Source organism: Peptococcus simiae, from assembly GCF_046097595.1.
GTDB classification, from domain to species: Bacteria; Bacillota; Peptococcia; order Peptococcales; family Peptococcaceae; genus Peptococcus; species Peptococcus simiae.
In genome coordinates, this window is record NZ_JBJUVG010000011.1 from 1 (window position 1) to 25287 (window position 25287).

The 25287-nt window shown below is 53.0% G+C and carries 19 protein-coding genes; all 19 read right to left on the reverse strand.

Annotation, left to right across the window (positions count from 1 at the left end):
- Positions 1–327: 327 nt before the first annotated feature.
- The 19 genes from ACKQTC_RS07355 to ACKQTC_RS07445 all read right to left on the reverse strand — a co-directional run bounded on the left by ACKQTC_RS07355 (position 328) and on the right by ACKQTC_RS07445 (position 25217).
- Positions 328–1017: a zinc ribbon domain-containing protein gene (locus tag ACKQTC_RS07355; protein ID WP_408977797.1), complete on the reverse strand. Its 690-nt coding sequence runs from the start codon at positions 1015–1017 to the stop codon at positions 328–330.
- Positions 1018–1091: 74 nt separating this feature from the next.
- Positions 1092–2453: an aldehyde dehydrogenase gene (locus ACKQTC_RS07360; RefSeq protein WP_408977798.1), complete on the reverse strand. Its 1362-nt coding sequence runs from the start codon at positions 2451–2453 to the stop codon at positions 1092–1094.
- Positions 2454–2616: 163 nt separating this feature from the next.
- A complete protein-coding gene (gene nifJ, locus ACKQTC_RS07365; protein ID WP_408977852.1) occupies positions 2617–6138 on the reverse strand; it encodes a pyruvate:ferredoxin (flavodoxin) oxidoreductase in 3522 nt (1173 codons plus the stop codon).
- 221 nt (positions 6139–6359) lie between these two features.
- Positions 6360–10040 carry a PolC-type DNA polymerase III gene (locus ACKQTC_RS07370; RefSeq protein ID WP_408977799.1) on the reverse strand — a complete coding sequence of 1227 codons (3681 nt, stop codon included), beginning with the start codon at positions 10038–10040 and terminating at the stop codon, positions 6360–6362.
- A 9-nt stretch (positions 10041–10049) separates the two neighbouring features.
- Positions 10050–11759: a proline--tRNA ligase gene (locus ACKQTC_RS07375; RefSeq protein WP_408977800.1), complete on the reverse strand. Its 1710-nt coding sequence runs from the start codon at positions 11757–11759 to the stop codon at positions 10050–10052.
- Positions 11756–12832: a flavodoxin-dependent (E)-4-hydroxy-3-methylbut-2-enyl-diphosphate synthase gene (gene ispG / locus ACKQTC_RS07380; RefSeq protein WP_408977801.1), complete on the reverse strand. Its 1077-nt coding sequence runs from the start codon at positions 12830–12832 to the stop codon at positions 11756–11758. The genes ACKQTC_RS07375 and ispG overlap by 4 nt, the downstream gene beginning before the upstream one ends.
- A gap of 5 nt (positions 12833–12837) precedes the next feature.
- Positions 12838–13908 carry an RIP metalloprotease RseP gene (gene rseP / locus ACKQTC_RS07385; protein WP_408977802.1) on the reverse strand — a complete coding sequence of 357 codons (1071 nt, stop codon included), beginning with the start codon at positions 13906–13908 and terminating at the stop codon, positions 12838–12840.
- On the reverse strand, positions 13905–15053 hold the full coding sequence (gene dxr / locus ACKQTC_RS07390) for a 1-deoxy-D-xylulose-5-phosphate reductoisomerase (RefSeq protein WP_408977803.1): 1149 nt from the start codon (positions 15051–15053) through the stop codon (positions 13905–13907). The genes rseP and dxr overlap by 4 nt, the downstream gene beginning before the upstream one ends.
- 18 nt (positions 15054–15071) lie before the next feature.
- Positions 15072–15863: a phosphatidate cytidylyltransferase gene (locus ACKQTC_RS07395; protein ID WP_408977804.1), complete on the reverse strand. Its 792-nt coding sequence runs from the start codon at positions 15861–15863 to the stop codon at positions 15072–15074.
- Positions 15860–16624, reverse strand: coding sequence for an isoprenyl transferase (locus ACKQTC_RS07400; protein ID WP_408977805.1), 765 nt, complete (start codon positions 16622–16624; stop codon positions 15860–15862). Before ACKQTC_RS07400 ends, ACKQTC_RS07395 begins: the two co-directional genes overlap by 4 nt.
- Before the next feature lie 174 nt (positions 16625–16798).
- A complete protein-coding gene (frr, locus tag ACKQTC_RS07405) occupies positions 16799–17356 on the reverse strand; it encodes a ribosome recycling factor (protein ID WP_408977806.1) in 558 nt (185 codons plus the stop codon).
- Positions 17349–18077, reverse strand: coding sequence for a UMP kinase (gene pyrH, locus ACKQTC_RS07410; RefSeq protein WP_408977807.1), 729 nt, complete (start codon positions 18075–18077; stop codon positions 17349–17351). The genes frr and pyrH overlap by 8 nt, the downstream gene beginning before the upstream one ends.
- A gap of 58 nt (positions 18078–18135) precedes the next feature.
- On the reverse strand, positions 18136–18795 hold the full coding sequence (gene tsf, locus ACKQTC_RS07415) for a translation elongation factor Ts (RefSeq protein WP_408977808.1): 660 nt from the start codon (positions 18793–18795) through the stop codon (positions 18136–18138).
- An 80-nt stretch (positions 18796–18875) separates the two neighbouring features.
- The gene (rpsB, locus tag ACKQTC_RS07420) at positions 18876–19595 is read right to left on the reverse strand and encodes a 30S ribosomal protein S2 (RefSeq protein WP_408977809.1); all 720 of its coding nucleotides are present in this window, start codon (positions 19593–19595) and stop codon (positions 18876–18878) included.
- A gap of 137 nt (positions 19596–19732) precedes the next feature.
- Positions 19733–20914, reverse strand: coding sequence for an MFS transporter (locus ACKQTC_RS07425; protein WP_408977810.1), 1182 nt, complete (start codon positions 20912–20914; stop codon positions 19733–19735).
- Positions 20915–21502, reverse strand: coding sequence for a dephospho-CoA kinase (gene coaE / locus ACKQTC_RS07430; protein WP_408977811.1), 588 nt, complete (start codon positions 21500–21502; stop codon positions 20915–20917).
- A gap of 9 nt (positions 21503–21511) precedes the next feature.
- The gene (gene mutM / locus ACKQTC_RS07435) at positions 21512–22342 is read right to left on the reverse strand and encodes a bifunctional DNA-formamidopyrimidine glycosylase/DNA-(apurinic or apyrimidinic site) lyase (protein WP_408977812.1); all 831 of its coding nucleotides are present in this window, start codon (positions 22340–22342) and stop codon (positions 21512–21514) included.
- Positions 22343–22356: 14 nt separating this feature from the next.
- Positions 22357–24945 (reverse strand): DNA polymerase I, encoded by a 2589-nt coding sequence (gene polA, locus ACKQTC_RS07440; protein WP_408977813.1) that lies wholly within the window; start codon positions 24943–24945, stop codon positions 22357–22359.
- A complete protein-coding gene (locus ACKQTC_RS07445) occupies positions 24942–25217 on the reverse strand; it encodes a GIY-YIG nuclease family protein (RefSeq protein ID WP_408977814.1) in 276 nt (91 codons plus the stop codon). The genes polA and ACKQTC_RS07445 overlap by 4 nt, the downstream gene beginning before the upstream one ends.
- Positions 25218–25287 lie beyond the last annotated feature (70 nt).

Consider the following 25287-nt stretch of genomic DNA (forward strand, 5'->3'; position numbering starts at 1 on the left):
ATTGGTCACCTTATTAAAAGGCATGAATTATTTTACCAATAATCCCCAATTATGTCAAGTGGAAGTTTCCAGTCTGTAAATTTTTCAGATGGCACTTCTTGATTGGATATCCATCTTATCAGATAGCGTCTGGAATTGCAAGAGAAAATATGTTGTCCCTGACCAAATTCTAATTGATCAGGGACAAGGATGAAATGGTGCTATTATATTGTCTTTTATGCTTGCAAGGCTTTTTACAGGATATTTTTACCTACCCTAAAAATACCTCCAAAATGGCGATGTTGCAAAGGCCAGGCAAGTGCTTATATAAGCGACTTGCCAGTCTACCTAAGCACTTGTTTCTAGGCTCTCTATATCGTAAATTTTCCACTCGCCCTCTTCTTTCACAAAATCAACTCTAACATGATCCTCGCCTGTTTGCTTGGGATTATATATGCCTGTCATTAATTGCAGTGTTAGTTGAACGGTATATTCGGCACTTGCCTGGTCGGCGCCTGTTTTTATTGTGCTATCTTCTAGATAGGAACCGGCTGTTTCTGATTCGATATCTAACTGGATAAATTTGCCCACGCGGGAGCTGCTCAGCGATTCATTCGCCAGACCAAGGATCATATCCGCATTCACTCCTGTGCCACTGTTTGAATTTAAATCGGATGCCAGCGGGCTGTCAGAAGATAGGTAGTTATAGATACTGGCATCTTCACCATCGCTTTTCAAGAAATCGACTAAGGAGCCGTAATACCCTTCCACTAGACGGACTTCCTCCGCTCCATCAAAATTATTTAATAGCTTAGCCGCTATTTTATCTCCAGCACCCGCATCCTCTCCAGCCTCACCTACACCGAAAGCATTGATGGCGGCAACAATTAAGAATAGCCCGAGGATGACCCCAATGACAATACCAATGGTCTTCTTGTTTTTTGTCTTTTTTTGAAACAATGGGCCACAATTTTCGCCACAATTGGTACAAATTTTTGCTTTATTGGTTATTTCCTTACCACACTTTGGGCAATACATAGATACCTCCTACTTTAAACTTTTGCACAGATTTATTAGATTAACGGTTTAGCCTTTATTGTCCTTTGATTGACTTACCGCATAATCCACTTGAGTAGCCGGTAGCTACGAGGATAGGGGCCATACTTCACCGGCAGGTCAAAGATGGGGGATTTTTTATAGATGCTTTTCTCATGACTAAAGGTCCGGAAGCTATAGGCCCCATGGTAGGCGCCCATGCCACTATAGCCCACCCCACCAAAGGGCAGGCCTTGGCAGGTAATCTGGGAAATGGTGTCGTTAATGCAAGCGCCCCCGTAAGACAGGCACCTTAATAGTCGCTCTTGCTTTTGCTTATCTTGACTGAAGATATAGGTGGCCAGGGGTTTTTCCCGTTGGCTAATAAAGTCAAGGGCCTCCTCCTCTGACTGAACAGGTAGGATAGGCAGCAGGGGGCCAAAGATTTCTTCCTGCATGATGGCATCATCTGCCGAAAGCTGGCTGATGACCGTCGGGGCAATGCGGTGCTTATCTGCATCGACTTGGCCACCGACGAGGATTTCGCCATCTGCCATGAGCCGCAAAAGGCGGTCAAAGTGTTGGCGATTAATGATTTTAGGGTAGTCCTTTGTGTTTAGTCCATCTGGTAGTTGGTCTTGGACAGCCTGGGAAAAAGCAAGGACAAACCGATCCAGGATTTTGGCATCAGCTAGGACGTAGTCCGGCGCTACGCAAGTTTGGCCGGCGTTAAGGATTTTACCAAAGGCGATGTGCTTGGCCGCCAGGGACAAGTCGGCATCGGCAGTGATGATGCAGGGCGACTTTCCACCTAGTTCAAGGGTGACCGGGGTCAGGTGGTTGGCAGCGGCGCTCATGACTTTTTTGCCAATAGGGCTGCTACCTGTAAAGAAGATGTAGTCATAGCGCTCTTCCAGGAGGCGTTCACTCAGGCTGGCATCCCCGACGAAGACGCTGATGAGCTGGTCTGAAAAGCTTTCCTGGAACATTTTTTGCAAGACAGCCGTGGTATAGGGCGAAAACTCCGACGGTTTTAAGGCTACACAGTTACCGGCGGCTAAGGCCCCTACCAGGGGCATGAGGGTCAGGTTCACAGGATAATTCCAGGGTGATAAGATGAGGACGAGGCCATAGGGTTCTGCTAAGGTATAGGCCTTCCCCGGGAAAGCATTGAGACCCACCCGATGACGCACAGGCTTCATCCACTTGTCCACGGACTTGAGATGGTGGTTAATCTCCTGGATAACCAGGCCAATTTCGGTCATGTAACTTTCATAGGCAGACTTGTTCAAGTCTGCTGCCAGAGCTTCAACCAGGGGTTTTTCATACCGCTGGATGGCTGCTTTTAAGGCCAGGAGGACGCGCTTGCGAAACGCCAGGCTACGGGTCACGCCGGTATTAAAGTAGTGTTTTTGCTTATCGAGCCTGTTTTTAATCATCGTACCACTCCATTTTCCGAAAGTGTCTTAACCGCCTATTTTATATAGTATAGCACGTTACCTATAAAAGAGCTGCATAAAAAACCGAAGTGATGCGTCCATCATTTCTTCAGAAAAGCAAAAAAAGGAACCGGACAAGTGTCCGGTTCCTTTTGGTATACAATTATTCTTGGTTGGCCAGGGCTTTGTAGGAGTCGTAACGTTCTTTGCTGCGTTCTCTGGTGAGATCGAAAAGCTGTTGAGCTTTTTCAGGAAGCGCTTTAGCAAGAGAGGTGTAACGAACTTCGCTCTTGATGAAGTCATCGAACTTATCATAATCCGGTTCTTTGGAGTCAAGGATGAAGGGGTTCTTCCCTTGGTCTTTGAGTTCCGGATTGTAGCGCCACAGGTGCCAGTAACCACATTCAACAGCGTCTTTCATGTGGGCTTGGCTGACGCCCATGCCTTTACGGATACCGTGGTTGATGCAGGTTGCGTAAGCGATGATGAGGGACGGCCCATCATAAGCTTCAGCTTCCTGGATGGCTTTACAGGTTTGGTTCATGTTAGCGCCCATAGCGATTTGAGCAACATAAACGTTACCATAGGTAACAGCCATCATACCAAGGTCTTTCTTATTAGTACGTTTACCGTCAGCAGCGAACTGAGCGATAGCTGCAGTCGGGGTGGATTTAGATGCTTGACCACCGGTGTTGGAGTAAACTTCAGTGTCAAATACGAAGACATTGACGTTTTCGCCAGAAGCCAGAACGTGGTCTAAGCCGCCGTAACCGATGTCATAAGCCCAGCCGTCGCCGCCGAAGATCCATTGGCTACGAACTTTGAGGAAGCCGTGGACATCGTCGATGGCGTGAAGGACTTCATCGTCAGAACCTTCAACAGCCTTAACGATAACGTCTGCAGCAGCAGAAACTTCTTCAACGTTACGGTCATCGATATTGGCTAACCATTTGTCAGCAGCTTCTTTCAGGTCAGCGTCATAGCTACCTTCAGAAACTTGTTTGAGCAGGTCTTTTAATTTGAGTTTCATTTGCTTGTCAGCAACAACCATACCCATACCGAACTCAGCGTTGTTTTCGAACAGAGAGTTCTGCCAAGCAGGACCTTGACCCTTTTCGTTGGTGGTGTAAGCCAGGCTCGGTGCCGGAGCGCCCCAGATGGAGGAGCAACCGGTAGCGTTTGCAATCATCATCCGATCGCCGAAGAATTGGGTAATCAGTTTAGCATACGGGGTTTCGCCGCAACCTGCGCAAGCGCCGGAGAATTCAAGCAGAGGAACCTTGAATTGAACGCCTTTGCTGGTGGTGGTGTTGGTTAAGTGAGCCTTGTTGCTGACCTTATGGGTCATGTAGATCCAATGGTCGCGTTCTTTTTCGGCTTCTTGTTCCACCGGAGCAAATTTGAGGGCTTTTTCTTTAGCCGGGCAGGTGTTAATGCAGCTACCGCAGCCTAAGCAGTCCATCGGGCTAACTTGCATGCGGAATTTCATGCCTGCAAATTCTTTACCCTTAGCGTCAACCAGGGTCATGTCTTCAGGTGCGTTGGCAGCTTCTTCTTCGTCTAATACGAAGGGACGGATAACAGCATGCGGGCAAACCAGGGAGCATTGGTTACACTGGATGCAGTTTTCCGGAATCCATTCAGGAACGAAGAGGGCCGGCATACGTTTTTCGAATTTGGTGGTACCACTCGGATAAGCACCATCTTCTAAGCCGACAAAGGCGCTAACCGGGAGTTTGTCACCGGCTTGAGCCAGCATCGGGCGGAAGACTTTGCGGATGAATTCAGGTTCGTGAGAGCAACGAACGCCTTCTTCTGCGCCATCTTCAGCGTTTTTCCAGTCAGCCGGTACTTCGACTTTGTGGAGAACTTCGATTGCTTTATCAACAGCTTCGTTGTTCATGTTAACAACGGCGTCACCTTTTCTGCCATAGGTTTTTTGAATGGCTTCTTTGAGGAGACGAACGGCATCTTCAAAAGGAATAACTTCGGTCAATTTGAAGAAAGCTGTTTGGGTAACCATGTTGGTACGGTTGCCTAAGCCGATTTCTTGAGCTACGGTAGCCGCATCAATGGTGTAAAATTTAATGTCGTTTTCAGCAATGTAGCGTTTCATATGAGCCGGCAGGTGGGTGTTCAGCTCTTCATCGCTCCAGGTGCAGTTGAGCAGGAAGGTGCCGCCCGGTTTTAAGCCTTCGAGGACATCATAGGAGTTCACATAGCTGGATTTATGGCAAGCAACATAGTCTGCTTGGTCGATTTGGTAGGTGGAGCGAATCTTGGATTTCCCGAAACGTAAAGAGGAAATGGTAACACCACCGGATTTTTTGGAGTCATAGGAGAAGTAACCTTGGGCATACATATCGGTATTGTCACCAATGATGGCAATAGCGTCTTTGTTTGCACCAACGGTACCGTCAGAGCCGTAACCCCAGAACCGACAAGCAATGCAGTCATCCGGGCTGGTGGTGACAGGTGCGCCAACTTCCAGGGAAGTATGGGTAACGTCATCAACAATCCCGACGGTGAAGTGGTTTTTCGGTTCTTCTTTAGCTAAGTTGTCATAAACGGCGATCAGTTGTGCCGGGGTGACATCTTTAGAACCTAAACCATAACGACCACCGATGATGAGCGGATGAATGTCAGCATCATAGAACATGGTCTTAACGTCTTCATAGAGCGCTTCGCCGAGGGAGCCCGGTTCTTTGGAGCGGTCTAAGACGCTGATTTTTTTAACGGTTTTCGGTAATACATCAAAGAAGTGCTTGCTGCTCCAGGGCCGGAACAGGTGAACTTCAATCATACCGACTTTTTCGCCTTGAGCGGCTTTGTAATCGATAACTTCTTCAAGAGCTTCACAAACAGAACCCATAGCAACAACAATGTTTTCTGCATCTTCAGCACCATAGTAGTTGAAGATTTTGTAGTCGCGGCCGGTTTCTTCAGAAACGGCTTTCAGGTAGTCTTCTACAACGCCTACAACGTCAACATAGTTTTGGTTGATACCTTCACGTTGTTGGAAGAAGATATCCGGGTTTTGGTTGGTCCCTTTGATGACCGGTTTTTCCGGATTGAGGCTTCTTTCACGGAATTCTTTAACCGCTTCGTAGTCTACTTGGCTTCTTAAGAAATCTTCATCAATGACTTCGATTTTTTGGATTTCGTGAGAAGTCCGGAAACCGTCAAAGAAGTGGATAAACGGTAAACGGGCTTTGATGGCAGAGAGTTGAGCGACACTCCCGATGTCCATAACTTCCTGAACACTGGAGCTGGCCAACATAGCAAAACCGGTACCCCGGCAAGCCATAACGTCGGAATGGTCGCCGAAGATAGATAAAGCGTGGGTAGCGACAGCACGTGCAGCCACTTGGAAAACAGTCGGAAGTAATTCCCCGGCAATCTTATACATAACCGGCAGCATTAAGAGTAAGCCTTGGGAAGATGTATAAGTGGAAGTCAGGGCACCGGCAGCTAAAGAGCCGTGAACGGCACCAGCAGCACCGGCTTCAGATTCCATTTCGACAACTTTAACAGTTTGGTCGAAAAGGTTCTTACGGCCTTGAGCGCTCCATACGTCGACTTTTTCTGCCATCGGGGAAGACGGCGTAATCGGGTAGATAGCTGCAACATCGGTAAATAAGTAAGATACGTGAGCAGCAGCGGTGTTACCGTCCATTGTTTTCATGTTTTTCGGTTTTTTGCCTTCTGCAGCAGCAGTTGAAGCAACCGATTCTTTTTCTTTAATAGACACGGTTTTCCTCCTCAAAATTGAATAAGTTGTATACCCCTTAGCTCTACTTTAACATATTTAGCTTTCTAATTCAATTTTAACCATCCATCTGTAGCGGATTTTCAATAAGTTTTTCTTATTGCTGCTTTTTGTAGATTTCAACAGTTAAAAAGGGCTTAGAAAAGATTGATTTGATTACTTGCAGGCATGTCCTTCAAAATGCCCATTCTTGCCATTTCTGCCACCATGGTCTCGCCAACCTTTCCCCGGCCTTTCAGGTCTTCAATAGAAATGAAGGCTTTCTCTTCTCGGGCCAGAGCAATGGTATTGGCGATGGTCTGACCCAGGCCGGGAATGGCCACCAGTGGCGGCAAAAGGGCGTCACCTACAATGGTAAACTTGGTCGGGTCAGAGCTTTTAATATCAACCGGCAGGACATGAAAGCCCCGGAGCAAAAGTTCCAAGGCGACTTCCAGGACACTAACGGAGGCCTTGTCTTTGGCTGAGGCGTCCCGGCCGCTATTGTAAATGTTTTTAATTTTCCCCTGTACAACCGTCTCTCCTCCAAGGACAGTCTCTAAGTCGAACTCATCTGCCCCCCGGACGGTGAAGTAGGCGGCGTAAAAGGCCAGGGGATGGTTAATCTTAAACCAGGCAATCCGGTAGGCCATCATTACATAGGCAACGGCGTGGGCCTTGGGGAATAAGTACTTGATTTTTTCACAGGATTTTATAAACCAGTCGGGGATATGGCTTTCGACCATTGCAGCATGCTGGTCTTCGCTAAGCCCTCTCCCCTTCCGCACACTTTCCATGATTTTAAAAGAAAGGCTGAAGTCCATGCCTTTATCAATTAAAAAGAGCATGATGTCATCCCGGGTCGATATGGTTTCCGTGGCGGTGGCCGTCCCACTCCGAATCAGGTCCTGGGCATTATTCAGCCACACGTCTGTCCCATGGGAAAAACCGCTGATACGGAGCAATTCGGCGAAGGTTTGCGGTTTGATGTCCTCCAGCATCTGCCGGGTAAACTTGGTATTGAACTCGGGGACCCCATAGGTTGCCACCGGTGAACCCAGGGCTTCCGGGCTGACCCCCAGGGCCTCGGTCGAGGAAAAGAGGGACATGGTGGCCGGGTCATCCAGGGGCACATGCCGGGCCTCCAGACCGGTGAGGTCTCCCAGCATTTTGATGACAGTCGGGTCATCATGGCCTAGGATATCCAGTTTAACCAGGCGGTCGTTGATGGAGTGGTAGTCAAAGTGGGTGGTGACGATTTCTGTTTTCACATCATCAGCCGGCCGCTGCAGGGGGGTGAATTGGTGGACATCTAATCCCTTGGGGATAACCATCAGGCCGCCGGGATGCTGACCGGTGGTCCGCTTCACACCGGTACACCCGTTCCGAAGCCGATTCATTTCTGCACTTCGGTGGACTTCGCCCCGTTCTTCGTAAAATTTCCGCACATAGCCATAGGCTGTTTTTTCAGCCACTGTTGCAATGGTGCCGGCCCGGAAAACATTGTCTTTACCGAAAAGAACCTCGGTAAAGGCATGGGCTGAAGGCTGGTATTCGCCGGAAAAGTTCAGGTCAATATCAGGAACCTTATCTCCTTTAAAGCCCAGGAAAATTTCAAAGGGAATATCAAAGCCATCTTTTTCCAAATCCGCTCCGCAGTGGGGGCAGGTTTCGCGCGGAAGGTCAATCCCTGTACCGGCACCGGCTTCATTGGCAAAATCGCTGTACTGGCAGGCCGGGCACCGGTAGTGGGGCGGTAAGGCATTTACCTCTGTAATATCTGTGAAGTAGGCCACCACGGACGAGCCGACTGACCCCCGGGACCCGACCAGGTAGCCATCTTCATTGGATTTTTTGACCAACTTATGGGCAATCAGGTAGAGAACGGAAAAACCGTTCCCAATAATGGCCTTGAGTTCCTTTCCAATCCGGGCTTCAACGATATCCGGCAGGGGGTCACCATATAAGGCATGGGCCTTTTCATAGGTGAGCCGCTTGATTTCTTCTTCAGCCCCCTCTATTTCCGGCGGAAAAAGTTCATCCGGCACGGGTTTGACTTCTTCAATCTGGTCTGCAATCCGGTTGGGGGCAGTGACCACTACATCGTAGGCATCTTCCTCCCCCAGGTAGGCGAACTCGGCCAGCATTTCATCGGTATTCCGATAATACAGGGGGGCCTGCTGTTCGGCATCCTGGAAACCCTTGCCGGCCATGAGGATGGTCCTGAAAATGGCATCTTCAGCATTGGCAAAATGGACGTCACAGGTGGCCACGACCGGCTTGCCCAGCTTCCGCCCCAGGCTGAAGAGGCGGCGGTTTAAGTCCTGGAGGTCCTCCCGGCTGCTGACAATGTCCTTGCGAATCATAAAGGCATTGTTGTCCACCGGCTGAATTTCCACATAGTCATAAAACTGAGCCAGGTCTTCCAGGCCGGCTTCATCATCCGGATGGTGGATCAGGTACTGCATGAGCTCACCGGCTTCACAGGCACTACCGATGATGAGCCCTTCCCGGGCATAGTTGATGAGCCGTTTGGGAATCCGCGGTCGTCTCTTGTAATAGCGGAGGTGGGATTCGGTGGTCAGCTTATAGAGGTTCAGTAGGCCGGTCATATTTTTAACCAGGAGAATACAGTGGTAGGTTTTCGGCTTTTGGTTCTCCGGGATAGCGTCATCAAAGATATAGGCCTCCATCCCGTAAATAATCTTAATACCCAACTTTTTGCCCAGGTCATAGGCCTGGGGAAAGGACTGGACCACCCCGTGGTCAGTAATGGCGATGGCTGAATGGCCCAGCTGGGCTGCCAGGGAGACCAGGGTCTTGAGGCTGGACACCCCATCCATATTGCTCATCTGGGTGTGGAGGTGGAGTTCCACCCGTTTTTCTGTGGCCTGGTCAATCCGGCAGGCCAGGGTCTTATGGTTGATGTTATTAACCATAAGGACCAGCTCCTGGCTATAGCGGTCGACTTGGGCTCGACCATTTAAGCAGACCCCATCGGCACTTTTCAGCTGGTCCAGGAGGTCTTTGACTTCCTTTTTATCGCAGAAGAGCCGGCATTCAATGCTGTCTGTCTGGTCGGTAATGCTGAAAACAATGAGGCCCCGGTCGCTCTTCAGCTCCCGACCGTCGATGTCAAAGAGTCGGCCGGCACAGCAGACCTTATTTTCCTCTTCGGTGATTTCAGCAATCTCCACCGGCACCTGGTTGATGGTCTTGCCATAAATGATATGGGCCCCCTTGGCCCCGGTTGCAGCCGCGGCCGGGCTCACCCCACGCCGGCAGCTGGGAACTGCCGGCACCGGCGTGGGCTCTTCCTTGAGCATATTTAAGGGTTCTGCAGGCGGTTCTTCCTCGTCGCTCCGGACCAGGGTCACTACGGCCCCTGCCCTCCCCCGCTCTTCCAGCCATTGGGCCAGGCACCTCTCGGCGCCGGCCTTTTGCAAGCGCCGGAGGACCATATCCGAGTGGACATTGACCTGGAGGCCCTTGGCCCCGTCAGTAAAATCGCATTCAGACAACCAGGGTGTCAACTGGGGGTAGTCTTCCCCCAGGTAGGCCAAAAAGAGTTTGGGCGCCTGTAGGAGGTCGCTGATGGCCGTCAGCTGCTGACAGACCAGCTTGATATCCAGCTGGACATCTGCCGGGTAGCAGCCCTGCAGGTAGCGGTTGATTTCTGTTTTAAGCTGAACCGCCGGCCAATACGGGACCTTGAGGGTCATTAAAATCCGCTTCGACCGGGTCTGGATTTCCAGCTGCTGGATGGTCGCGCGTTCAAGAAAGTCTTTTACATGTTCTTCTAGTCCTTCGGTAAAATCTTTTTTGACTAGAATCGACATAAAATCCCCCTATTCATAATCATAAAATGCTTTAACTGCCTGGATGAGGGCCGCGGGCTGGACCATTTGTTTTTCACCGGTCCGGCGGTCCTTCCATTCAATCTCACCATTTTCGACGGTGCCTTTACCGATGATGAGCTGGATGGGGATACCGATTAAGTCGGCATCGTTAAACTTCACGCCAGCCCGCTCCTTGCGGTCGTCGAATAAAACTTCAAGGCCTGCATCCGTTAAGGCTTTATAGGTCTTTTCAGCGATGGCTGCCAGGGTTTCATCTTTCATGTTGACGGCAATCAGGTGAACCTGGTAGGGGGCGAGGCTCTTGGGCCAAATAATCCCCCGGTCATCATGGTGCTGCTCGACAGCGGCAGCCACTGTCCGGCTAACCCCGATGCCGTAGCAACCCATAATCAGCGGCCGGGCTTTACCGTTTTCATCTAGAACGGTGGCCCCCATGGCTTCTGAATACTTGGTCCCCAGTTTAAAGATCTGCCCGACTTCAATACCCCGGGTAAAAGTCAATTGGGCCCCACAGGCAGGGCAGGCGTCCCCTTCTACGACCATCCGCAAGTCGCCATAGGCGGCTACCTTGGCATCCCGGTCTAGGTTCACATGGGTGTAGTGGTAGTCGTTTTCATTGGCGCCCACGACAAGCCCCTGGCCACCCTTGAGGGCCTGGTCGGCATAGATGGGAATGTCTTCCGGCATGCCCACCGGGCCCAGGGAACCGGGATCTGCCCCCAGCCAGGTCCGAATGGTGGCCTGGTCGGCCAGGACCAGCTGGTCGCAGGGATGGATTTTTTGGATTTTCACTTCATTTACTTCATCATTGCCCAGGGTGAGGACACAGATGAGGTCTCCATCGGCTTCAAACATCATGGTCTTGGCGCATTGTTTTTCGTCGACTTGTAAAAAGGCCGCTACGGCATCAATGGTTTTCGCATCCGGGGTATGAACCTTTTCCAGGGCCGCCTCATCAGCCGGATAGGTCACCGGGCTGGCCTTGACTTCGGCAATTTCCTGGTTGGCGGCGTAGTCGCAATCCGGGCAAATGGCCAGGACGGACTCCCCATTCTCCGCTAAGACGTTAAATTCATGGGTGTAACCCCCACCGATTTGGCCGGCATCTGCCAATACCGGGCGGAAGGTCAGGCCACAGCGGTTAAAAACATTGGTGTAGGCCTGGTACATATCTTCATAGGCCGCATCCAGACCGGCTTCATCCAAGTCAAAGGAATAGAGGTCTTTCATGACAAATTCCCGGCCCCGCATTAAACCGAACCGGGGCCGCCGCTCATCCCGATACTTGTTCTGCATCTGGTAGAGCCGGAGGGGCAGGGCCTTGTAAGAGCCAATGGTCTGGCGGACCAGGTCGGTGATGACTTCTTCGTGAGTAGGCCCCAGGCAAAATTGCCGGTCATGCCGGTCCTTGATCCGCATGAGTTCTTCACCGTAGACCTCCCAGCGGCCACTTTCTTCCCATAATTCGGCCGGCTGGAGGATGGGCATCAGAACTTCCTGGCCCCCAAACCGATCCATTTCTTCACGGACAATGGCTTCAACCTTGGCCAGCACCCGGTGGCCTAGGGGGAGGTAGTTATATAAACCGGCGGCCGTCCGTAAGATGTAGCCGCCTTTGAGGAGCAACTGGTGGCTAGGTACCGCTGCATCAGCCGGCACATCACGTAAGGTTGGGATTAGTGCATTCGTCATTCTCATGATTCAGAGTCCTCCATTAAGAGTTGTTGTAAATGTTGGTCAAAGCTGGCCAGAAGCTGGTCTTCGCTGGCCCTGGCCACGATTTCGCCTTTTCTAAAAATAAGGCCCATTCCCTTACCGCCGGCAATGCCGATATCGGCCTCCCGGGCTTCACCGGGGCCATTGACGGCACAGCCCATGACGGCAATATTTAAAGGCCGCTGGATGTGGCGGGTCCGTTCTTCAACGGCTTCCAAAAGGGGGACCAGGTCGATTTGCGTCCGACCACAGGTCGGACAGGCAATGATATTGACCCCCTGCTTGAGCCGACCGCTGGCCTTGAGGATATCGTAGGCCACCGGCAGTTCGTTTAAAGGGTCTCCACTTAAGGAGACCCGGAGGGTATCGCCAATGCCGTCGACCAGGAGAGCCCCAATGCCTACGGCAGACTTAATGGTCCCCATCCGGACACCACCGGCTTCAGTCACCCCCAGGTGGAGGGGGTAGTCCAGTTCTTGAGCGGCCAGGCGGTTGGCCCGGACCATTTCCGGCACACTAGAGGCCTTGACCGACAGGACCAGCTTGCCGTAGCCGGCCTCTTCACAGACCCGGACATGCTGGCATAAACTTTCCACCATGGCTTCCGGTGTGGGCCCGCCATATTTTTCCAGTAATTTCTTTTCAACAGACCCGGAGTTCACCCCAATCCGCATGGGGGTGTCTTTTTCCAGACAGGCCTTAATCACCTGGCGGAAACGGTCAAGGCCACCGATATTGCCGGGGTTGATCCGGACCCCATCGACGCCACAGGCAATGGCGGCCAAGGCCAAACGATAATCAAAATGAATATCGGCCACGAGAGGGACCGGGCTCTGGTCAAGCAGTTTTTCCAGGAACGGGATGGCCGCCTTATCCGGCACAGCCAGCCGGACCAGTTGGGCCCCGGCTTGGTCCAGGGCCCGAATCTGGGCCAGGGTGGCCGCCAGGTCATGGGTATCCGTATTGGTCATAGACTGGACAACAATGGGATGGTCTCCCCCAAAGCCCAGGTCCCGCACGTAGAAAGACCGCGTCTTATGTCGCATTCCTAGCATTTTATTCACACCAATCGTGATATATCGTTAAAGGTAACATAAATCATCAAGCCCATTAAGAAGGCAAAACCGACCAGGTTGACCAGGCCTTCTTTTTCGGCACTGACCGGTCTCCCTCGCACCGCTTCCAGTAAGAGGAAAAGGAGCCGGCTCCCGTCCAGGGCGGGAATGGGCAAGAGGTTTAGGAGGCCCAGGTTGACCGATAGGGCAGCGGTCAGCATCAGTACATTGACCAGGCCATGCTGGGTGGATTCATCGATGGCTTTGACAATACCAACCGGGCCGGCCAGGCCCTCTTCTTTATCGCTGACGGAGGCCTTGCCGGTAACCAGGTTACCCACTGCATCAAAAATGAGCATGGACATTTGCTTGGTCATTTTGACGCTGGCCTTGGCGGCCTCCGGCGGGGATAGCTGCCGCTGTTCATACTCTGTCTTATGGGCAATGCCGATGAGGTAGCGCTCCTCGCTCTTGTCCCACTTGGGCATCAAGGTCACTTCCTGGACCTGACCCTGCCGGTCAATTTGCAGGTTGAGGGCCGCCCCCTTCTGGTCACCAATCGCCTTTTGCAAGGCGGCCCAGCTGTTGACCGCCTGGCCATCCACCGCCAGGACCCGGTCACCGGCCTGGAGACCTGCCGCCTGGGCTGGACTCTTATCAGTAACTGTGGAGATGATGGTATCCGTTTCCATTTTAGGCACTTCAACGCCTACCGACATAAACACCAGCATAAAGATCAAGACAGCAACCAAGAGGTTCATCAAGGGACCGGCGGCGGCAAAAAAGGCCCGGTGCAAGAGGGGCCGGTTGGGGTAGCGGCGGGGGTCATCCGGGTCTAGGGCGTCTTCTTCGTCCAGGTCCCCGGTGGCCCCGGTCACACTGACATAGCCACCAGCTGGAATGGCCGCAATGACGTACTCGGTCCCGCCTTTTTTAAAGGTAGATATCGCCGGCCCCATGCCGATACTGAAGGTTTCTACATTCATCCCGGAAATTTTAGCAATAATAAAATGGCCAAATTCATGGACAAATACCAAAAAGCCCAGGAGCAAAACAGCAATAATAAAGGACATCATAGGCCATCACCTGCACAAATCGTCAAGGCCTTAGCCCGGGCTTCGGCATCGATTGCTTGCAGCTGGGCCAGACTCTCAACCCCTTCCGCCTGAAAGGCCTGCATGGTCGTTGCCACCACCTCGGCGATGGTCAAAAAGCCAATCTTCTCCTTCAAAAACTGGTCTACAGCCACTTCATTGGCTGCATTTAAGACAGCCGGAATAATCCCCCCGCGGTCCAGGGCCTTATAGGCCAGGTTCAGGGCCGGAAAGTCCTCCCAGCGGGGCTCGGCAAAGTGAAGGGTGCCGATGGCGGCCAAATCCAGGGTGGGGAAGGTATTCTCCAGCCGCTTGGGCCAGGCCAGGGCATATTGGATGGGAAGCCGCATATCGGCGGTCCCCAGTTGGGCCATGACGGTCCCATCTACCCATTGGACCATGGAGTGGACAACGCTTTCTTCATGGACCAGGACCTGGATTTTTTCCCCCGGCATATCAAATAGGCGGACGGCCTCAATGACTTCAAGGCCCTTGTTCATTAAGGTCGCTGAGTCAATGGTTATCTTACGGCCCATATCCCAGGTGGGGTGGCTGAGGGCATCTGCCGGGCGGATCCCTACCAGTTTATCTTTGGCCCAATGGCGGAAGGGGCCACCGGAAGCAGTGAGTAAAATTTTAGCTGGCTGGCCATTGGCCTCCAGGCATTGAAAAATCGCTGAATGCTCACTATCGACCGGAATAATCCGCCCGCCATACTTGGCCAAGGCCTCCGCCACCAGGTCACCGGCTGCGACCAGGGTTTCCTTATTGGCCAGGGCTACGGTTTTTCCCAGTTTCAGGGCGATTAAGGTCGGTTCAATGCCGGCCGCACCGGATATGGCCCCGAGGACGATATCCACATCTGCTAAAAAGGCTGCCAGCTGGTCCCAGCTATCCAGGACAGTAATCCCGGCCTGGGTCAGCTCAGCCTGTAAACTTTTGTAAGTCGCGGCATCCGTTATAAAAACCGCTTGCGGCCTATACTTCAGGGCTTGGTCTCGTAAAAGAGCCCCGTTGTGGTAACCGGCCAGGACGCTTATAGAAAAAAGTGATGGATGTTCGTCCACCACTTGGAGCGTTTGTTGACCGATTGAGCCGGTTGCGCCCAATACTGCTATATTTGTCATACTTATCCTTTCTCATCTCTATAAAGTCGCCAGGAAAGGCAGCAGGTAGCTCACCACCGGCAAGACCAGCATAAAGCTGTCAAAGCGGTCTAGGATACCGCCATGGCCGGGAAGGATGTTTCCTGAATCTTTGACATCGAAAGTCCGCTTTAATAAGCTTTCAAAAAGGTCCCCTATGATTCCCACCACAGCGATGGCCAGGGCAAAACAAATCGTGGCCAGGGGGCTGGGCAGGGCCTTAATAAAGGCATTGGCAATGAGCAGGGCCAGGACCGCAAAGGCCAGGCCCCCGAGGGCCCCTTCAATAGTCTTATTCGGGGACAGTTGGGGAGCCATTTTCCGCTGGCCAAAGGCCCGGCCCACAAAATAGGCCCCGCTGTCTGAAAACCAGACCGTCAGGAAGGCCATCAGGAGGAGCCAGCTGCCCCGGGGCACATCGTAAAGGGCCAGGGCATGCATGAAGGTCCAGGCCCCATAGACCAGCATCAGGAGCATAAAGGCGATATCCTGAATGGGAATCCGGGGATAAGCAAAGACCCCCAGGGCCACCAGGACCACCAGGTAAACGGCCAGCACAATCCCCTGCCAGTCTGACCAGCCCAGGAGGTAGGTCAAGAGGAAGCCCGCAGCCCCCAAAGCCGGCAGCCAGAGGAAGGCGGCAAGCCTTTTCGGCGCATACATCCGGGCCAGTTCATAGAGGGCGGCGGCCATTAAGGCGGCCACCAAAAGGACCATGAGCGGCCGCACTGTAAATAGGCAAAGCAGAATCACAGGGATGCCTATAACCCCGGTAATAATACGTTGTCTCATACTTTTCCTTTCGCATCGATGCCACCAAAACGCCGGTTGCGTTTTTGGTAGTCAGCGATTGCATCCAGTAGGTCGTCTGCAGAAAAATCCGGCCACAGGGTATCCGTCAGCCATAGCTCAGCATAGGCCATTTGCCACAGCATAAAGTTGGAAATCCGAAATTCCCCGGAGGACCGGATGATGAAGTCCGGGTCCGGTTGGCCGGCGGTATAGAGCTTATCGGCCAGGCTTTCCTCGGTAATCTCTTCCAGGGACCGGCTGCCGGCCTGGACTTCTTCAGCCAGGGCCCGGGCCGCCCGCACGATTTCCTGGCGACCACCGTAATTGAGGGCAATATTAAAATACAGGCCTGTATTGGCCTTGGTCTTCTCTTCTACCCGCTTTAAGCTTGCTTGCACCTTTTCCGGCAAACCGGCCTTGTCACCGATGGCCTTGAGGCAGACGCCATTGGCCATGAGCTTGTCCAGTTTGGCATCCAGGTATTCAACCAGGAGGGCCATTAACCCCCTGACTTCTGCTGTGGGGCGCTTCCAGTTTTCTGTTGAAAAGGCGTAAACCGTTAGATAGTCAACGCCCAGGGCCATCACCGTTTCAAGGACCCGGTCAACAGCTTCCACCCCTGCCCGGTGGCCCTTTAACCGGGCCAAGCCCCTCAGGGTTGCCCAGCGGCCATTGCCATCCATGATAATCCCGATGTGCCGGGGGATGCTCCCCGCTTTCAGTTGGTTTATGCGTGTCTCTATTGCATCAGCATGGCTCATTCGTCCACCCCATCTCTCGTTCTAACCTTGTAGATAAAATTATAGGTCTATTTTATCATAAGCGTCGGCAGGTGAACAGGCTTAGCCTATTAAGACTTCATGAAGACCATTATAGAAGAAGCCCGGAAGGCTTTTCCGGGCAAGAAAAAAAGTCGGGCCAGGCCCGACTTAAGGTTAAATTTCCATGACTTCTTTTTCTTTATCGCTGATAACGGCGTCAATCTTTTTAACGGCGTCATCGGTTAATTTTTGGATGTCATCCTGGGCGGATTTGGCTTCGTCTTCAGCCACTTCCTTGCTCTTTTCCAGCTTTTTGACCTGGTCATTCGCATCCCGGCGAATATTCCGGACGCTGACCTTAGCATCTTCGCCCCGCTTGCGGGCTTGTTTGGCTAAGTCTTCCCGGACTTCCTGGGTCAGCTGGGGCAGGGGCAGGCGGATGATCTGCCCATCGTTATTGGGGGTAATGCCCAGGTCAGAGGCCAGGATGGCTTTTTCAATATCCTGGACGACGGTCTTATCCCAAGGTTGGACCGTTAAGAGCCGGGGTTCCGGCGCGCTGATATTGGCCACTTGGTTTAAAGGCGTCGGGGTGCCATAGTATTCAACGGTAATACCGTCGAGCAAAGAGATGTTGGCCTTTCCGGTACGAATCCGGCTGAGCTCGGTGCGCAAGGATTCAATCGATAACTGCATCCGGTTCTCAGTGTCTTTCAAAATGTCATTAATCATCTTGTTCACTCCCTACATAGGTGCCAATAGGTTCTCCCATAAGTGCGCGTTTCATATTCCCGCGTTCCATCATGTTGAAGACGATGATGGGGATATCATTATCCATGCATAAAGAGGTTGCCGTGCTGTCCATGACCTTTAAGCCACGGTTCAAGACATCGATATAGGACAAGCGGTCAAATTTCTTCGCATCGGCGTTGGTTTGTGGATCGCAATCATAAACGCCATCGACCTTTTTCGCCATAAGGATGACTTCCGCTTCAATTTCCGCTGCCCGTAAGGCGGCAGTAGTATCTGTCGAAAAGAAGGGATTCCCGGTCCCGGCCCCAAAAATCACGACCCGTCCCTTTTCCAAGTGGCGGATGGCCCGGCGCTTAATATAGAGCTCGGCCACCTGGCGCATTTCAATGGCGGTCTGGACCCGGGTGTCGATGTCATGGTTTTCAAGGATGTCCTGGAGGGCCAGGGCGTTAATCACCGTAGCCAGCATGCCCATGTAGTCGGCTGTCGCCCGGTCAATGCCCCTTTTGGACCCGGCCACGCCACGCCAAATATTTCCGCCGCCAACAACGACAGCCACTTCAACGCCCAAATCAATGATATCACCGATTTGTTCGGCCAAGGAATCCAGGACGCTATTTTCCAGGCCGAAGCCTTGGTCACCGGCCAGGGCTTCCCCGGACAGTTTGATAATGACGCGTTTATACTTAGGTGTTTCCATACAAACCTCCTAGATATAGAAAAAAGGGCCCATTTCCTATGAAATGGACCCCTTTGGCTTAACCTTGACCGACTTGTGCAGCTACTTCAGCAGCAAAGTCTTCTGAACGTTTTTCTAAGCCTTCGCCCATTTCGTAGCGCGTAAACCGGCGAATTTTGATGTTTTCCCCAAATTCAGCGATTGCTGCCTTAACCACATCTTCGATGGTTTCATCATGCTCAGCCCGGATGTAGGCTTGTTGCATGAGGCAATTTTCAGCATAGTATTTTTTCAACCGGCCTTCGACCATTTTGTCGACGATGTGTTCCGGTTTGTTTTCGTTTAAGGCTTGTGCCTTTAAAACTTCCCGTTCGTGGTTCAGTTCTTCTTCGGGCACTTCTTCAGCGGTTAAGTAGGACGGATTGGCTGCAGCAATATGCATAGCGATATTTTGCGCAAATTCTTTGAAGTTATCGGTTTTAGCTACGAAGTCGGTTTCGCAGTTGACTTCAACCATAACCCCAATGCGGCCACCCATGTGCAGGTAGGAAGCGATAACCCCTTCAGCTGCAATCCGGCCAGCTTTTTTAGCGGAATCAGCCATTCCTTTTTCCCGCAAAAGGTCAATGGCCTTTTCCAGGTCGCCATCGGTTTCCTGCAGGGCTTTCTTGCAATCCATCATGCCGGAGCCGGTTTTTTCACGAAGTTCTTTTACCATAGAAGCGGTAATATTTGCCACAAAGATACCTCCTTAGTCATTAACAGCTTTCTTTAAAAAAGGTAACCAATGGCAAAGCCAACCGGTTACCTGTTAGTCAATTATTCAGCTTCTGCTTCAGCGACAGTGTCTTCTTCAAAGCCGTGTTTAGCTTCAACGACAGCATCTGCAATTACGGAAGTCAGCAATTTGACGGCACGAATGGCATCGTCATTACCCGGGATGACATAATCAATTTCATCCGGGTCACAGTTGGTATCAACAACCGCAATAACGGGGATACCAAGCTTACGGGCTTCATGAACGGCAATTTTTTCTTTCCGCGGATCGATAACGAAAAGAGCGCCCGGAAGTTCAGGCATGTTCTTGATGCCGCCGAGGTAACGTTCGAGTTTTTCTTTCTCAGCTAAGAGCAAGGATTTTTCTTTTTTGGTGAGTAACTCGAGGGTCCCTTCTTCTTCCATCTTTTCCAGCTCGAAGAGGCGTTTGATACGGGCTTTGATGGTCTTGTAGTTGGTCAGCATACCGCCTAACCAACGTTCATTCACATAGTATTCACCCGCACGGATTGCTTCATCACGGATAGATTCTTGGGCCTGTTTTTTGGTCCCAACGAAGAGAATAGGCTTGTTATCCTCAACTGTTTCTTTGACAAAGTCAAAGGCTTCCTTCATGAGACGTACAGTTTTCTGTAAGTCAATAATATAAATACCATTGCGTTCAGCAAAGATATAAGGCGCCATTTTAGGGTTCCAACGGCGCGTCTGATGTCCAAAATGCACACCGGCTTCTAATAATTGTTTCATAGAAACGACGGACATTTGGGCACCTCCTTTCTGGATTTTTCCTCCGGCCTCCTCATGCCTTGCCACGACTTTCGCTCCAAGGGCAGGCAATGGAAACCGTGTGTTTTTTTACCTCAGACAGTATAGCATACAGGATATCATTAAGCAAGCATTTACCGGCTGCCAAGTCTTTTTTTCCCGACCGTTAAAAATAAGACGGCGGCCAGGAGGATAAAGACCAGCAGAAAGAGGTACATGCCGGCATAGCCCCAGGCGTCCGCAGCCAGGCCGGCCAGAACCGAGCCAATGGCCATCCCGCCATCGAAGCCAACGAAAAAAGTCCCGTTGGCTGCCCCAATCCGTCCCCGGGGGGCCAGGGTGACGGCCATGGTCTGAAAGGCCGTTTGTCCGGCCGCAAAGCCTGTTCCGAAAAGGGCGCCAGCCAGGCAGTAAGCCCAGATATGGCCGGCAAAGGCTGTCATGACCAAGGAAAGGCCCATACAGGCCAGGGTGGGCAAGACGACAACCCTTAGACCATACCGGTCGACAACCTTACCAACCAGAGGCCGGGAGAGAATCATAGCTAGGGCATAGACGATAAAGTAAAGGCCAATGTTCCGGACCCCCCGGCTATAGGCTGAAACCGCAATAAAGGCTGAGTTGGCCCCCATGACAGCTGTCAGAGCCATCATCATCAGGGCCGGTAAGAGAGCTTTTTTTTCGTACATGGCCGCCAGGAGGCTGGCCCCCTCTGCCGGCTGAGCTGCCCGCTCATAGGCAGGCTCCGGGGTCAGGGCGACGAGGACCAGGCAGACCAGTAACAGAAGGGTCCCTATCAGGGTCACCCAATGGAAGCCATAGGCCTGGAGGACAAATAAGCCCAGGGCCGGGGCAATGGCCAGGGCCAGGGAGGTCGATAGGCCATAATAGCCCATCCCCTCTCCCAGCCTGGACCGGGCGATGCTGTCTGCGGCCATGGTGCTGGAAGCGGTACTGGCCACCCCCCAGGCCAGACCCTGGACCGTTCGCACCAGGAGCAGGAGGCCGACGGTGGTGACAAAGCCAATGCCGAAGGTAAAGGCCGTCATCCCCAATAGGCCCAGTAGAAAAATAAGCTTCCGTCCGAACCGGTCCAGGAGCATGCCGCCCAAGAGGCGGGTAATAATTGATGAAATAGAGACCAGGCCAATCAAGAGGCCAATGCTCCGGTCCCCGGCCCCGATGGACTGGGCGTAGACCGGGAGGGTTGGGGTCAGAACCTGGAAGCTTAAAAAGAGGACCAGGTTGATGACCACAATAGAAATAAAGGGGCCGGTCCAGAGTTTGTCCCGGCCCTCAGTTGTTGACCTGGCCATCTAGCCCACCTCCCTTAAAAGTTCATCAACCTGGGCGTGGAGGGCATCCAGGTCCCCATCGTTATTGATGACCTGCGGCCCATAGGCCAGCCGGTCTTCATCGGTCATCTGGGCCTTAATTTTATGGTCGGCGTAACCCGCATCAATGTCATCCCGGGCCATGAGCCGGCGGACTTGAGTTTCCCGGCTGACCCTAACCAGCCAGACCTCATCGCAGTGTTTCTGAAAGCCGGTCTCGTATAAGAGGGGAACCATCAGAAAAACCAGGGGCTGGTCCTGGGCTGCCGCCATCTTTTTCTGCATTGCCCGGTCAATGGCGGGGTGCATAATTTGGTTGAGCTGGGCCCGCTTTTGATCATCTTTAAAGATGACCGCTGCCAGGGCGCGTCGATCCAGGTCTCCTGCCGGCGAAAGAATCCCCGGTCCGAAGGCCTCCCTCAAGGCCGCTAATGTCTCCCTGCCGGGCTCTACCACTTCCCGGGCAATCAGGTCTGCATCGATGACCGGGTAGCCCAGGCTGGCCAGGTAGTCGCCGACTGCAGACTTGCCTGAAGCAATCCCACCGGTAATACCAATATATTTTGCCATAGGCCCTCCTTATGATGACTGGCAGTGGGGGCAGTAAACACTGGACCGGCCGCCAACAATAATGCTCTTTAAAGGCCTGCCGCAGACCAGGCAGGCCTGCCCCTTCCGCCCGTAGACCCGGTGGGTGAGCTGGTAGCCGCCAGTATGGCCATCGGCCCCGACGTAGTCCCGGATCGAACTGCCGCCGGCGGCGATGCCTTCTTCAAGCACCTGGCAGATGGCCCGGTGGAGGCCCTGGCAGTCCTTGCGCGACAGCCGGCCGGCGGCCTTGCGAGGCCGCAGCCCGGCCCGAAAAAGGGCCTCGTCGGCATAGATATTGCCCACGCCGGCGATGATTTTTTGGTCCAGAATAAAACTTTTGACGGCCAGCTTCCGCCCCCGACTCTTTTGGTAAAGGCCTTCAGCGGTAAAGTCGTCACTTAGGGGCTCCGGCCCCAGCTTGGCCAGCGGCGCCTGCAAGTAGGGGTCTTCTGTCCATAGGGCCAGACCACCAAATTGGCGGACGTCTTGGTAGTGCAGGGCCAGGCCCCTGTCAAAGGTCAGGATGATATGGGTATGGGCAGCCGGCAGCGCCTGGCTGGATTTGACCAAAAGGCGGCCACTCATACCCAGGTGGGCGACCAGCCAGTGCCCGCCGGAGAGGGTAAAAACCAGGTACTTGCCCCGCCGGTCAATGGCTTGAATGGTCCGGCCACAGAGCCCTTGGCTAAAGGCCCGGGCATCGCCCTGGGGCCTTTTGACCTGCTTGGGCAGGCTGACCCGGACCGTCTCAATCCTGGCCTGGACCAGTTTATCCGCCAGGCCCCGGCGTACCGTTTCTACTTCTGGCAATTCGGGCATAGCGGTCTCTCCTCCTAAACGGTTTCCATTTCTTCCCAGTTAAAGCCAACCTTCACCTCAACATGGAGGGGAACCGGCAGCTCTAAAACCTCTTCCATGGCCTCATGGACCATCTGAATGAGCATGCCCGCCTCTTCTGGCGGTGCTTCAAAGATAAGTTCATCGTGGACCTGTAAGAGCATCCGGGCCCGGTAGTCATCAGCCTCTAGCCGTCGATTGACGTCGAGCATGGCCAGCTTGATGACATCCGCCGCACTGCCTTGGATGGGAGCATTAACCGCCGTCCGTTCGGCAAAGTGGCGTTGGTGCTGGTTCTTGCTGTGGATATCCCTGATATACCGGCGCCGGCCGAGGATGGTTTTGACATAGCCATTTTCCCGGGCTGCCTCCACGGCTTCATCAATCCACTTCTGCACCAGGGGATAGCGTTCAAAGTACTTGTCAATGTATTCCTGGGCCGCCTTCCGGCTGATGCCCAGTTCTCGGGCCAGGCCAAAGTCTGTCTGCCCATAAATAATCCCAAAGTTAACGGCCTTGGCCGCATACCGCTGCAGGCTGGTCACCTGGTCAATGGGCACATGGAAGACTTCCGAGGCGGTCCGCCGGTGGATGTCCTCTTCACTTCTAAAGCTATTCACCAGACTGCCGTCCAGCGACATGGCCGCTAAAATCCGGAGTTCGATTTGGGAATAGTCGGCAGAGATGAGAACCTGACCCTCTTCAGAGGGGATAAAGGCCTGGCGGATCCGCCGACCCTCCTCGGTGCGGACCGGGATATTCTGCAGGTTGGGCTCACTGGAGGACAGGCGGCCGGTTGCGGTCAGGGTTTGGTTAAAGTGGGTGTAGACCTTCCCCTCTTCATCGGCCAGGGCCAGGAGCCCGTCAATATAGGTGCTCTTCAACTTGCTCAACTGGCGGTAGTCCAGGATCAGGGGCACAATGGGGTGCTCTTTCCTAAGCTGGTCTAAGACCTCTGCATTGGTTGAGGGGCCGGTCTTGGTCTTTTTCAAGACCGGCAGGCCCAGCTGGTCAAATAAGACCTGGCCCAATTGCTTGGGAGAATTGATGTTAAAGGGCTCACCGGCCAGGTCGTAGATGTCATTGGTGAGCTTGTCCAGCCGGCCGGCGAACTCTTCTTCCATGGCCTGGAGGTAGGGGATATTTAGCCGGACCCCGGTCTGTTCCATATTGACCAGGACCTGGGCCAGGGGGAGCTCCAGGGCATAGTAGAGGTCCGCCATGTCTGCTTCCCGCAGGGCTTCCATGGTCGGTTCTTGGAGCTTTTCCAAGCCCTCTAGGAGGGCATGGTATTTTTCCGAGGGGTCCTCTGAGAAGACCGTTTGGAAGCGTTTTTGCAGTTGCCCTTCCAGGCTGTGGTCCCCGGATTCCGGGTCCAGGAGGTAGTCCGAAAGGACCGCATCCCATGCAACCGGCACTGCTTTTATGTCACACAGGGCCAGAGCGGTGTAAAAGGCCTTGGCATCATCTGTGATGACCGGCTTATCATGGGCCTGGAGCAGGTTCGCCAGGCCCTCTGCCACTTCCGCTTCATGGTCAGCGCAAGGGATGTGGTGGTTCGTGCCCTTGCCCCTGAGAGCCAGGTCGGTCAGGGTCTTGCGTCCGTCGTCCAGCCGGCAAATAATGACCAGCTGGTCGGCATCGGCCAGGTCATCCAGGCAGGCCCGGATGGCGGCCAGGTCCCTGTGCACTTCCCCTTCGGGCTGGGCCTCAGGCGCCCGACCCTCGTCCAGCTGGTTGAGGAATTGGCGCAGCTCCAGCCGGCTGTAAAAGGCCCGGAGCCCATCCAGGTCCGGTTCTTTCAGGCGGAAAGCCTCCATGGGCGGAATTTCCAGGGGCACATCTGTGGTAATCGTCGCTAAGTCCCGACTCATAAAGGCCTGGTCCTTATATTCGGTCAGCTTATCGCCCATTTTCTTGCCGTCGAAGTCTTCAATATGGTCGTATAGGCCCTCCATAGACCCATACTTTTGCAAGAACTTGGTCGCCGTCTTAACGCCGACACCGGGTACCCCGGGGATATTGTCTGAGGCATCGCCCATGAGTCCCTTGAGGTCGATGATCTGGGTTGGGCTGAGGTCATACTTTTCCTTGAGGGCCGGCAGGTCCATGACCTCCGTATCAGAAAGGCCCCGGCGGGGGTAGATGACCTTAATATGGTCTTCAATCAATTGAAAGGTATCCCGGTCCCCACTGACCAGGGCCACGTCAAAGCCGGCCGCCTTGGCCTTTTTGCCCAGAGTACCTAAAATGTCATCCCCCTCGTAGCCGGGCATGCTCAAGATGGGGACCTGCATCAGGGTCAGGACCTCCCTGATGAGGGGCATTTGAGCCGCCAAGTCATCGGGCATCCCCTTGCGGTTGGCCTTATAGTCAACAAATTTTTCATGGCGGAAAACCTTACCCCGCTCATCAAAGGCCACAGCCAGGTAGGCGTCTGTGCCGTCTCCGATTAATTTCTTCAGCATATTTAAAAAGCCCACCACTGCATTGGTTGGCGTCCCATCTTTGGTGGTCAAAGGGGGTACCCCGTAAAAAGCGCGGTTGGCAATACTATTTCCATCTACAATAAAAAAAGTATTCATGCGTCACCTGTCTTCCTGTTACTTATCAAGGCCAACTTTTCTTCCCTGGTCCACTGTTTGAGCTGGTATTCCCGGGCCATGGCCTCATGCTGGCTGGCAAAGGCCTCCCAGTAAACCAGCTCCACCGGCAACCGTGCCCTGGTATACTTACTGGCCTTGCCGGCATTATGCTTGGCAAGCCGCTGGTCCAGGTCAACAGTATAGCCGCAATAGAGCGTATTGTCTGCACACTTAAGCAGGTAGGTATAATAGGTCTTCATTTCTCTCTTCATATTTAATCATTATACACTATAACCCTTGTCTCCCAAACGATAGCAAGAAAAAACGGGGCTAGGCCCCGTT